General features: G+C 62.0%; 7 protein-coding genes and 1 pseudogene. All 8 read left to right on the plus strand.

The window, feature by feature from the left end; translation table 11 throughout:
• Positions 1-55: 55 nt before the first annotated feature.
• A complete protein-coding gene (locus BGO89_00230) occupies positions 56-865 on the plus strand; it encodes a chromosome partitioning protein ParA (protein OJX58671.1) in 810 nt (269 codons plus the stop codon).
• Entirely contained in the window at positions 862-1,839 is a 978-nt protein-coding gene (locus BGO89_00235; GenBank protein ID OJX58672.1) for a hypothetical protein, read from the plus strand. The genes BGO89_00230 and BGO89_00235 overlap by 4 nt, the downstream gene beginning before the upstream one ends.
• The gene (locus tag BGO89_00240) at positions 1,836-2,270 is read left to right on the plus strand and encodes a hypothetical protein (protein ID OJX58673.1); all 435 of its coding nucleotides are present in this window, start codon (positions 1,836-1,838) and stop codon (positions 2,268-2,270) included. Before BGO89_00235 ends, BGO89_00240 begins: the two co-directional genes overlap by 4 nt.
• Before the next feature lie 59 nt (positions 2,271-2,329).
• Entirely contained in the window at positions 2,330-3,232 is a 903-nt protein-coding gene (locus BGO89_00245; GenBank protein OJX58674.1) for a hypothetical protein, read from the plus strand.
• 37 nt (positions 3,233-3,269) lie between these two features.
• Positions 3,270-3,695, plus strand: coding sequence for a hypothetical protein (locus BGO89_00250; protein OJX58675.1), 426 nt, complete (start codon positions 3,270-3,272; stop codon positions 3,693-3,695).
• Positions 3,696-3,802: 107 nt separating this feature from the next.
• A complete protein-coding gene (locus tag BGO89_00255; protein ID OJX58676.1) occupies positions 3,803-5,629 on the plus strand; it encodes a hypothetical protein in 1,827 nt (608 codons plus the stop codon).
• 566 nt (positions 5,630-6,195) lie between these two features.
• Positions 6,196-7,074: a hypothetical protein gene (locus BGO89_00260; GenBank protein OJX58677.1), complete on the plus strand. Its 879-nt coding sequence runs from the start codon at positions 6,196-6,198 to the stop codon at positions 7,072-7,074.
• A gap of 23 nt (positions 7,075-7,097) precedes the next feature.
• Positions 7,098-12,655 (plus strand): annotated as a pseudogene (locus tag BGO89_00265) (hypothetical protein).

Raw genomic sequence — 12,655 nt, forward strand, 5'->3', positions numbered from 1 at the left:
ATTTGCATCCATTCGATAACACGCCTGCCGCTAGCCGGCACTGGAGACTGAACGTATGAGCAAGGTGATCGCGATCGCGAATCAAAAAGGCGGAGTGGGCAAGACCACGACGTCCGTGAACCTCGCCGCCTCGTTGGCGGCCACGGAGCACAGGACGCTGCTGGTGGACATCGACCCGCAGGCCAACGCATCCCACGGCTACGGCGTGGATACGACGGCGTTGGACAAGACCGTCTACGAAGTGCTCGTCGGACGTCTGCCCGTCGCCGAAACCGTCGTCAAGACGCAGATGCCGTATCTCGATCTCGTACCGTCGCACATCAATCTCGTCGGCGCGGAGATCGAACTCGTCGAGGCGCATCAGCGCGGCCACCTGCTCAAGCAGGAACTGGCCAAGGTGAGGGATCAGTACGACTTCATCGTCATCGACTGCCCGCCGTCGCTGGGCCTCCTCACGCTGAACGCCCTTACGGCCGCCGACTCCGTCCTGATACCCGTGCAGTGCGAGTTCTACGCCCTCGAAGGTCTCGGCCAGTTGCTGAACACCATCGCCATCGTGCGGCGCAGTACCAATCCCAATCTCGATATCGAAGGGGTGCTGCTCACGATGTACGACAGCCGTCTGAGGCTCTCGAACCAGGTCGTGGACGAAGTGCGGCGCCATTTCGAGGACAAGGCGTTCAGGACGGTGATCTCGCGGAACGTGCGTCTTTCCGAAGCGCCGAGTCACGGCAAGCCCGTTCTGCTCTACGATGCTTCGAGTATCGGATCGCAGAATTATCTGGAACTCGCCACCGAGATCCTGACGCGTAACGGCATGCTCGCCGTCGAGGCCGGGCACGAAGGTGAAGGGAGAACATCATGAAGCAGACACTCGGTCTCGGAAAGGGAATCGGCGCGCTGATTCCGAAGGAACTCATCAAGCAGGATCAGACGGCGCAGCAGACCATCGTCGACGAGACGGATGGCGCCGCCAACGGTATCGGCTTCATCGATATCGACAAGATCAAGCCCAATCCCTTCCAGCCCCGCGAGGAGTTCGATCCGCGCGCGCTGGAAGAACTCAAGAACTCCATCATGGTGCACGGTGTGATCACACCCATCACCGTGCGGAAGCTCTTCGACGGATACGAGCTGGTGAGCGGCGAGCGCCGCCTGCGTGCGTCGAAGGAAGCCGGCCTGAAGCAGATTCCGGCCTACGTGACCACCGTCAGCGGTGACGCGCAGATGCTGGAGCTTGCCATCATCGAGAACGTCCAGCGCGAAGATCTCAACCCGCTCGAAGTGGCCCATGGATATCAGCGGCTGATCGAGGAATGCCATCTCAAGCAGGAAGACGTGGCCGTCAAGGTGGGGAAGGACAGAAGCACCGTGGCCAATCACCTCCGGCTGCTGAAACTTCCGTACGATGCACAGCAGGCCTTGCGCAACAGGCAGATCAGCATGGGGCACGCCCGCGCCCTCTTGGCACTCTCCGACGAGTCTGCGCAGATGGCCGTCCTGCACGAGATCCGTGAACGCGATCTCAGCGTGCGCAAGACGGAAGCACTGGTGAAGGATCTCGAACTGGGCCGCAAGGACATCGCCAAGGGCGGCGACATCCGTCCGGTTCACAATAAGATCGAAGCTCGCTCTTCCACAACATCCGTAGCGGTAGGCGAGCTCGCCCACACGTTGTCCGAACTCGAGAATACGCTCAGGCACATCTTCGGCACGCAGGTCAAGGTCAAGATGAAGGGCAGCCAGGAAGGCGCCATCGAAGTGGAATTCTATTCCCTCGATGAACTCGAACGTCTGCTGGACCTTCTCTCCAACCTCGAGCGTTCGGACAAGGCATGACGCGGCTACCGATACGGCATGGCACCACGGTCCGCGTCCGCTATGCGGATACGGACAAGATGGGAATCGTCTACAACGGTAATTACTTCATGTTCTTCGAGATCGGTCGTACGGAGCTCCTGCGCTCGCTCGGACTGCCCTACGTGGAACTCGAGCGCGCAGGCTACCTGCTCCCGGTACTCGAAGCTCACGCCGAATATCGTATGCCCGCGTACTACGACGACGAACTGGAGATCGTGACCACCTACGAAGACAGCCTTTCGGCAACGCTGACGATGCGATACGAGATCTTCAGAGGAACGGACGTCGTCGCCACGGGCTACACGCGTCACAGCTTCGTCCGTGCGGACGTCTGGAAGCCGACGCGCCCTCCCCGGATCTTCATCGAAGCCATAGAACGTGCACAGTTCACACCGACCGTTGCTCTATGACCCACAGAACATGTCTGCAGTGCCTTCGTGCACTTTTGATCGCAGTGGCGGTCTGTAACGTGACCACGTCGGTGGTCCAGGCGCAACAGGCCTCCGTCTTCTCCTTCCTGCGATTCAACCTGAGCGCACGGTCGGCAGCACTGGGCGGAGCCACGAATGCCGTGACGGACGACGTGACGGCCGTCTTCCTCAACCCCGCCACCCTGCCGACGGTGGAAGGGCAGCGTGTTGCGGCCACCTTCCTCAAGCACGTCCTCGACATCAACTCCGGATCGGCCGTCTATGCCGATCATATCGACGGCGTGGGAACGCTGGCGGCGAGTGCCGTCTTCACGTCCTATGGCTCCTTCGACCGTACCAACGGTGCCGGCGTCCGGTCGGGCACGTTCGGCGCGTCGGACGTCGCCTTCGCCCTGTCCTATGCCAACGAGATCGACACGCTGATCTCCTACGGCGTGACGGCGAAGTTCATCTACAGCTCGCTGGACGATATGGCCGCTTCGGCCGTGGCCCTCGACGCGGGCCTGCTGTTCCAGATCCCGAAGAGCCGCACGAACGTCGGCATCTCCATCCTGCAGCTCGGTACCCAGCTCGCGACCTACGACGGTACCCGCGACAGGCTGCCGGTGGACATGCGCATCAGCGTGAACCACCGTCTGCGCGGACTGCCCCTGCTGGTGAATGCCTCGCTGAATCATCTCGCCGACGACGTCGATTCGTTCACCGACCGGTTCCTGAACTTCTCCGTCGGTGGCGAGCTCTACCTCGGCAAGGCCGTCCAGCTCCGGGTAGGCTACGACAATTCGACCCGCAATCTCAGCGGGGTGAACGTCAGCACGCAGCTCACCGGCCTGTCCGGAGGCGTCGGTATCGTCACCCCGAAGGTGAACGTCGATTATGCCGTAAGTTCGCTCGGTGCGGCGGCGCTGCTCCACAGGGTCAGCGTCGGTCTGCGCCTGTGATCCATCGAAGATCATCCGTCAACCATATATCCTATCCATGCGTACAGTCCTGTTTGCCGCCGCGGTCGTAGCCGCAACGACGTTCATTCCTGCCACCGTACGGGCCCAGCAGACCCAGCAGCCATCGTTGCTGCAGTCGCAGCAGGAAACCGTCATCCGTCCGAAGCTCGTCCTCGCCGACGTCCGTGCCGTAAGTTCCTTCCTGGGTGGTGTGGAAATACGGGGCAACGAAGTGGATGCGTATCTTGACGTCAAGCATGCGCTGACGACGGCCGTCGATGCAGCGACGAAGGCCGGGAAGAAGGACGACGACATGATCGTGGTCGATATGCGTCTCGACGTAGCGCAGAATTTCTACGTCCTCATGCAACGGGCAACGCTCAAGGCTGCGGAAGCCGAGAAGTTCAAGCAGATCATCGGCGCCGTACAGGAAGCCGCGAAGGAAGTACAGAACAGGAAGTAACTCCGGTGAACATAGTAACGGCAACGGTAGCGACGGTTCCATCACGGATTCTGGCAGAGGCCGACGAGCTTCTTCGGAAGAATCCGCGCGGAGCCGCGAAACTCCTGGTGCCGTATCTCGATGGTCCCGGACGGAACGACGAATCGGTGATACATGCGCTGCTGCTCGGCGCACGCGCCCACATCTACATCGGAACACTCGACGAAGGCAACGTCCTGGCCGAACGCGCACGCCGTCTGGCCCATGACATGGCATTGCCCATCCTGGAAGGGCTGGCATACAACGAACTCGGCATCCTGTGCTTCGTGGCTGCGGATTACGACGGTGCCATGGCGGCATACGAGAAGGCCCTGCAGTTCCTCGAAGGATCCGACGAGGAAACGGGGCTGATGAAGGTCCGCCTGAACATGGCGAACGTCTATCACCGGCGCACCGACTTCATCAAGTCCGTCACCCTGTACGAACAGGTCCTGGCCTCGGCACAGAAACTCGGCGACGAACAGATGCAGGCCAAGGTCATGCACAACATGGCCAGCTTCTACGAGCACTTCCTGAACGATACCGAAGCGGGGATCGCCTTCTTCCGGAAATCCATCGAACTCTATCAGCGGGCCGGAGACGTCGTAGGCCTGTCCAAGGCCTATGCCAACCTCTCCTCGCAGTACCGCACGGCAGGGGACAATGACAAGGCGATGGAACTGCTCGAACAGTCGCTCGCGATGCGCAAGGACGAAGGCGAGCCGGACGAGATCATGCAGTGGTACAACCGCTACATCCAGTGTCTGCTCTACGGCGGCGAGATAGCCCGGGCACGGGTCCTCGTCAATGACGTCCTTCAGCGTCCTCATGCCCAGACGGACTCGGCCGGCGCCGTCTATGCACGTCTGGCCAACATGTACGTCCACTACTTCGAAGGCAACATCAAGGATGCCTACGAAATCGGACTGCGGGAACTGGTATGGCTAGAGGAACACGACATCGGCGACGTAGCGGTCGAAGTACGCGAAACGCTGGCCCAGATGCTCGACGAAGCCGGTGAGACGGCGCTGGCGCTGGACATGTACAAACGGGTCCTGGAAGACAGGATGCGGTTGTCCAGTGCCCGTGCGGAAACACGGCTGCTCTACATGAAGGCACGCTTCGATACGGATCAGGCCGCGGCCCGCGCCGAGATCGAACGCCTCCGTAACGTGGAACTCGCAAGCGCCGTACGACGCCTGGAAGAAAGCAACAGGGAGAAGTCCGAATACCTGGCCTTCATGGCGCACGAGCTCAAGGGACCGCTCAGTACCATCCGCCTCATCGCATCGCTGTTGTCGGACAACGTCGACCTTTCCGACGAGCATCGCCAGGACTTCAACAAGCACATCCTGCAGATCTCGTCGCGGATGTTCGATATGATCAACACCCTGCTCGATCGTGCACGGACCCAGCATCCGGACGCCGAAGACGTCGGCGTGGTGGATGCCCTCATGGTGTGGCAGCACGTCCTGAAATCATGGCATCTGCGCGCTGCGGAGAAGGGAATCGTCCTGCGCGTCGCAGCGGACAGGACGACCTATCCCGTCAGGATCACGGAACAGGTCCTGGTCTCCATCATCGAGAACCTCGTATCGAATGCCGTCAAGTTCTCACCGGCATCGACCACCGTCGATGTCGATATCAGGACGACGACCCACCGGAACGACTCGGCCTGCCTGCGCCTGAGCGTCAGGGATCAGGGACCCGGTCTCACGAAGGAAGACCTCGGCCGGCTCTTCGAACCTTTCCGGCAGCTTTCGTCGAAACCCACCCGGGGCGAGGACAGCTCAGGGCTCGGCCTTTACATCATCAAGCGCGACATCGAACGTATCGGCGGCTTCATCACCTGCGAAAGCACTGCGGGCGAGGGCGCGACCTTCATCGTCGACCTCCCGCTGGAAGCGGCGGCGTAACGGAATTCCGTTCGAGGGGATCGTCGTATCGTCCATGGTCGTGAGATGTCCCGATCTTCACGGCCCGGTCCATGACGTCCTTCACCCGTCGTGGATCATCCCCCGTCCATGACCCGAACCCCGGGACCGCACTACGGCATTTGTCACCCCGCGTCGCTGCCAGGTTGCGGTGCATCCCGGCGAAGGGAACGCCATCCCGGACCGTCCGCCAGCCCAGTAATCGTGCCGTACCGCGACGGATGCGGAACGTTGCATCCGTCCGCCTGATTACCCATCCGTTACGCGGTTGCCGGTCAACAGATGTCATGGTGTGGACAAGTATCGGTTGGTTTGTCATAGTCTCCGGTGATAACATCGCAGCCGATCGGTGCATGTGTGTGGCGGTCCGGCTAGGTGCCGGACACAGTGCAGGCGGACCCATTCCCGTCCGAGACAGGGTTGTGCAGGTTGATCAAGGAGTCGTGCATGTCGCACGGACGATCGTCGCTCGATGAGCGCACGAACGTCCGGTCCTGCCGCGCGCCACATCCCGTGCATCGCAACTATCGATACTACCGGAGTCTCCCATGATTCGTCTACAGGGGTGGGTCGTCGTCGCGATCGTGATGATGTGTGCGGCCGTCATGCCTTCATATGCGCAGGACGGCGACGTCGTGCGCCGCAGTGTCGTCCTCGGCACGGAGGACTTCGATGCCGACGGTTTTCCGGACGTCGTGACGGCGACCGTCCGTGAGGATGCCGCAACGGGCAGACGCTATCGCGGCGTGAATCTCGCCGCCATCCTCTGGGGCTACGACCGGGACGACAAGAACGCCGTGGCCGACACGACCATCCTGGACGTGACGCTGAATGGCGGGGAGTCCATGGACGCCTATCTCTACGACACGGACAAGGACGGCATCCGCGACATCGTCGTCTATGCGTCGAAGAAGCGCGATGACGGCGGTACGGCTCGCAGACGCTACGTCATCCGTCCGGATGCGGACATGAAGGCGCAGAACGCGCTCGCGTTCCGGGGGGCCAGCATGCGCAGTCAGGCCGCCGCATGGCTTGCGGACATGGATGCCGCCGATACGACGCAGTCGCGGAAGATCAAGGGGACGGGCTATACGGTGACGCCGCTCAATCACCGCCCGCGCAGCGAGAAACGTGCGCCTCGTCCTGCCGATACGATCCTGGTGAAGACGCCGGGCGCGATGCTCACGCTGGCGCCGAACCCTGCGGTGAACGAGGTGAGGATACATCTGCGGGCGGACGGGCTGACGTCGCCGGTGCTGAGGATCATGGACAATGCGGGGCGCCTCGTGATGAGCCGCCGTATGGATGGGGACGATGCCGCGGCGATGACGATCGATATCCGGAGTCTTTCCTCCGGAAGCTATGTGGTGAAGATCGTCGATGGAGCACGTACGATTGCCGAATCCCTTCTCGTGGTGCAGCGATGATGCCTACACGAGTGCCTTCACCCATGCCGACATCCTTCGTTCCGGAGTTCACGATGATGCGCCGTTTCCTTCTCGTCATGATGATCGTCGTCACCGGTATCGGTGCGGCGCCTTCGGATGCCGCAGCACAGACCGGCCTCAATGCGATGACGGGGGAGATGACCTACGTCTATCCCATCACGAGCACGACCGTCAATACCGCGCCGGTCGACGTCCATCTCGCATGGCTTCCGAGCCTCGAACAGGTCTGCTATACCGAGCAGACCTTCACCTTCGGCGTCAACAATCCGCCGCTCACGACCGGCTACAATACCTGGACGTCGGCGATGCGCCATCACGGCGGCTGGGCCATCTGCGTCAACGGCTTCGTCGTCCAGCTCTTTAACTATGTCCAGAAATACGACTCCCCGTCGAGGACCTATACACCCGAGCCCGAAGATTCCTCCCGTAACTGGCTGACGGTCGGATACGACGTCTGCAATCGCATGACGACGCTGACCGAACTTGCGGAGCCCGACGTCATCAAGCTCCTTCAGGCCGACGGCTCCGTCCTCGAACTGCGCAATGCCATCCCGCACGATGCCGTGGCCGACGAAGAGGATCGCTACGTCGGTTGGTACTACGTCAACGGCGTGAACACCAATGCCTTCGCCGTCGTCGAGTACGACGACACCTACTATCCGACGTGGATACAGGACCTCATGGTCGGACGCAAGACGACGTACGTCAGCGAGTGGGCCGTGCGGCCCCGCGTCGTCCGCTACTACGCCGGTGACGGCCTCGAATACGTCTTCCGCGAGATCGTCCTGCCCTATGGCCGTAATCAACTGACGAACGGATCCGGTGACTCGCTCTTCGGCGTGATGCCGACGGTCTTCTATCTCGAAGAGATCAATCGCGACAACGTCAACATCCTCACGCTCAAGCGATCGAAGCACTATCCCTCGGCCACCGATCACGACCTGTCGCCGGGCCGCGCCCTCGTCGAGGAATTCCACGGTCACCGCATCTCCTACGAGAACAACTTCGTCACGATTGAAGCCGAAGGCCATACGCACCGTCTGCTCATGACGGACCAGTTCACGGTGCCGGTGAACGACATCAACGGAGCGACGAGCTATCTGGACGACGAGGCGAATACGACGCTCTGGGCCGACTTCGGCTCGCGCACACGCTCCTTCCACAGCGAGGACCGCCAGGAGTGGGTCAATGCGGCCCGGATGATGATCCGTGCCATCGTCCAGCCCAACGGCGAAGTCACGAAGGTCGCCTACGAGAAGTTCGAACGCAACTCGCCGTGGTCGTGGTGGAGCGGCTTCCGGCCGAACAAGGTCACGACGCGCCAGGAGATCACCGACATCGAATACTGGGACCCCGATCCCGTCATCGGCTATCCTACGGGACACTACGAGACATGGTATCTCGAGGAAGCCCGACGCAACGTCCAGCCCAACGTCAACAGCGTCGTCAAGAGCATGACGCTGTCCACGAACCATAGCACGCCGAAGGAGCTTCGCCGTACGCTGTTCGACTGGTACAATCCCTATGCGTCGACGGATACGGGATGGTATGCGACGTCGATCCGTATCGAGGACCGTACGCTCCTGACGAATCAGTTGCGGCAGAAGACGCTCAACTACTGGGCATGGAAGAGCGCTACCGCATCCATCGACGGTGCCCTCGACAAGCAGATCTATCGCTACCTGCGCAATTCCTTCGACACGACGGGCGACGTCATGACGACGGTCTACCGGAAGGAAGAACCCATCGGCGGTGGCGCGAACATGTTCTTCTACCTGACGGAGAACACGACGTGGGTGCGGGACGGACTCGCCAATGCGGACCTGCAGACGGCGCACAGCACCTATGCCTATACCTTCGCGGACTACTACGACATGACGCACGCGACGTTCGGCAATCCGTCGGCAGCGATGAAGGCCGCCTACGGACGCGGACTCTCGACCATCACGCAGGAGATCTACGAGCCGACGTCGACGACGAACGTCTTCCGTACGATCGAGACGTCGCTGGCCACGAACATGCTCTATGGCGCAACGACGTGTACGTACGACGATACGACCCTGGCCGAATCCGCCACACGCCGTGCCCTCGACGCACTGCGGAACGGGTCGGGTGCGATCTCGAACTTCTCTCCCGTTCTCGACGTCAATCCGTTCTACTTCTATCATTCGTTCCGGCTCTGTCCCATCTGGGGACTGCCGTCCTCCATCTCCATCGAGAACCAGCTCGGCCACTTCATCGGCGGCAGGGAGGTCACGTATCAGACGAGCGGTGTCTGCAACCTGCTCGTACTCGCACACCGCGGGTCGGCAACGAGCCTGAAGACGTACGGTCAGTCCGACGCCGGAGGACTCAAGGCCTCCGCGCCGTATACGACGCAGACCATCGCCTACACGAACGGTACGCGGGCCCGCCTGCCGCGCCTCTTCGAGGATCAGCAGGGGTCGGTGATCATGCTCGCCTACAAGTCCGGTGGTGCGCCCAGTGCGACCCGTACCGACAACGCAGGTGTGTCGAGTTTCGGTCTCGCCATCAACGACTTCGACTACCTGCACGACGACCCCATCGCCGTCATACCCACCGTCCGCCGCATGAATCCCGGGGGGACCACCATCGACACGCTTCCGCTGCCGGTGCACAATGGCTCGACGCTCGACGGACGCGAGACGACGTCCTATGGTCCCGACAAGAATCTGACCTATGGCCGTACGGACGTCTCCGACAACCGCGCGATGTCGTGGGCACCGGGTGACATTCCCTCGACGGGCTGGACGCAGCGCCCGCCCTACGTCAAGCTCTGGAGTCATCGCACGAGGAACGTGCACACCTACGCGCAGGCCCTCTGCTATGCTCCCGCCGTTCCGGCTACCGATACGACGTACGACGACTACCGCCTCCGTTCGATGGAGGCAGCTCCCGTCGTCCAGCGTCTGTGTACCGACCTCAGCGATGGCCGCACGATGACGCAGAACAGCGACATCCGCATCGACTACATCGCCGACAACACGGACAAGGACTACCTCCACCGCGAATCCGCCGACATCGATGCCGGACACCTTCGCGTCGTCGTCACCGGACTGTCGTCCCTCGAATGGACCTTCATCGGCAGGGTGACGTTCAGCGGCGGGGGACTCGTCGCACCCGTGCAGCTCGACTACGAGTTCTCGCGTGACCATGTCTTCGATCCCGTCCTTGCCGACACCTTCGCCATCTGGGAGATCCCGCTCGACGAAGACGTCCTTTCGGCCATGAAGGCCATGGCCACGAACGATACGATGCACATCGACGTCACCGTGGAGCCGACCGCAGCGTACAGGATTCCCTTCCTCGAACTGGCCTGCCATGCCGAGGATGCCGCACCACGCCTGGAGTTCTGGAAGTCGTCCACCATCGATGCCATCGTCGGCAACCGCCCGGACAAGGCCGCGAAGGACTTCACGTCCGCGGCCATCATGAAGCACGCCGACAACAAGGCCGAGTCCTTCGCCAAACTCGACCAGTCGTCGCAGCACGTCGGTAGTGCGTCGTACACGGCATCCACCGCAAGCCTCTTCGGACGCTACGGCAAGGGCTATGGCGAATACCTTCCGTCGAATCACTCGGCCAAGGACTGGACCATCGACGGCAATCCCTTCAGCGGTACGGCTACGCGCCTCGTCACCACGCAGATGGGCGGCCTGAACAACGTGACCGGTGCCACCGACGTCGTGTCGAACACGGTGTCGACGACGAACAATCTCTCCGGCATCAACACCATCACCTTCCAGGACAACACGACGCGGACATCGTGGGACACGCTCGCAGCGGCCAGCGCCCTCGTCGGTTCGCCGTCGGGCTTCTACGGCATCTGCTACAAGAGCAAGGTCATCGACGAGAACGGCAATCACATGGCCACGTACGTCGACGGTCTCGGGCGTACGCGCTACGTCGTCGTCGACAGCGGAGGACTCGACCTCGTCACGACGTATACCTACAACACGAGGAATCAGCTTCTGACGGTGACGAATCCCGCCGGACAGGACGTGACGTACGGCTACGACCTCTGGGGGAACGTGACATCGGTGACGCATCCCGACTTCAGCAGCATCCGCGCCAAATACAACAACGTCGGTCAGGTGCGCTTCACGCAGAAGAAGACGGAGTCACCGGGCGACGGTCATGCGGGTGATGCCGTCACCTTCTACGAATACGACGACCTCGGTCGCGTGACGGCCGTCGGCGAGGCCGTCTTCGAAAGTTCCAGCGCCTTCGCGGGTCTCGACTCGTCGACCATCAACCTCACGGGAACGGGCAGCACGTACGTCCGGCCCACCGTCAATCCGTCGCTCTTCTGGGGAACCATCACGCCGCCCCTGCCGGCGACGCTGCCGCCGCTCACGCCGAACACGACGGCCGGTGCGGCAGGCTGCCTGCCCGAATGGGATCACGACGCCGCCTATCCGCCCTACGAAGCGCCCTTCGCGTACAATGCGCTCGAGCGGACGATCATCAAGCCCGTCGACATCTGCGTCTACAACGAGACGGCTCCCTACGGTCCGACGTCGGCCACGAACGACTTCGAGGACTTCACGGACAATCCGCAGAACGGACGTCAGGCGGTGTCCTACGACATGATGCCAGGTAGTGGCGGTTCGTTCTGGAAGAACTTCCCGGCGCCCGCCACGTGGAACAACCTCACCACGACGGGGTCCGTGCGCAACCAGCTCGGACGCGTGGCGGCCATCGCCTATCGCGACCATCCCTACGAGCCCTACCGCTTCCGCGTCTACAGCTACGACGAACGCGGACGCGTGGAGTGCATGATCAAGCTCACACCGGCCCTCGGCTTCGATGCCGTCTACTACTCGTACAACTCGTCGGATCAGGTCACCAGCATCCACGTCGTCGATGCCCTCCGGCAGTACGCCACGTGGTACGGCTACGACGACAACGGTCGTGTGTCCGAGATGACGTCCTGGGTGACGGCCGCCGATCCTGGCGCCCGCACCAACGGTCTCGGCTTCTATCCCGCAGGCGTCGCCAGGCCCACGCTCATCACGCGTCCGGGCGGAGCGCCGCGCGTGACGTATACCTACGACGCCGCAGGTAACCTCACGGGCAAGGTCTATCACGATGCCGACGACCTGAACCGCGAACTCAACACCGCCTACAGCTACGATGCCCGCTGGCGTCTGCAGCAGCAGGACCATTCGTGGGACCTCGATCCCGTCAGCTCGAGCGACGCCTACACGCGCGACAACGGAGGTCGTATCACGGAGCGCAACAGTACGTTGCTCGACGGCGATACCTACGATCACACGTACACCTACGACAACGCGGGACGCCTCGTCACGGCCGACGTGGACCACAACGGCACGCCATGGAAGAGCGAGACGTACGACGTCGACAGCATCGCCCGCCGCACGCAGACGACGAAGACCGGCGTGGTGGCAGGGTATACCTACGCGCCGCTGCCGACGTCGGCCACGAATGCGCCGACGGACATCGCCCCCAGCGTCAACGGCGAGATCCTGACGGACGACCAGACGTACAACCGGGACGGCGCCCTGAACTATCGCTA

It is taken from the genome of Candidatus Kapaibacterium thiocyanatum, assembly GCA_001899175.1.
Taxonomy (GTDB): Bacteria; Bacteroidota; Ignavibacteria; order Kapaibacteriales; family Kapaibacteriaceae; genus Kapaibacterium; species Kapaibacterium thiocyanatum.

Coding starts and splice junctions, on each gene's coding strand:
- BGO89_00230 (OJX58671.1), top strand. CDS start 56: ATGAGCAAGGTGATCGCGATCGCGAATCAAAAAGGCGGAGTGGGCAAG.
- BGO89_00235 (OJX58672.1), top strand. CDS start 862: ATGAAGCAGACACTCGGTCTCGGAAAGGGAATCGGCGCGCTGATTCCG.
- BGO89_00240 (OJX58673.1), top strand. CDS start 1,836: ATGACGCGGCTACCGATACGGCATGGCACCACGGTCCGCGTCCGCTAT.
- BGO89_00250 (OJX58675.1), top strand. CDS start 3,270: ATGCGTACAGTCCTGTTTGCCGCCGCGGTCGTAGCCGCAACGACGTTC.
- BGO89_00260 (OJX58677.1), top strand. CDS start 6,196: ATGATTCGTCTACAGGGGTGGGTCGTCGTCGCGATCGTGATGATGTGT.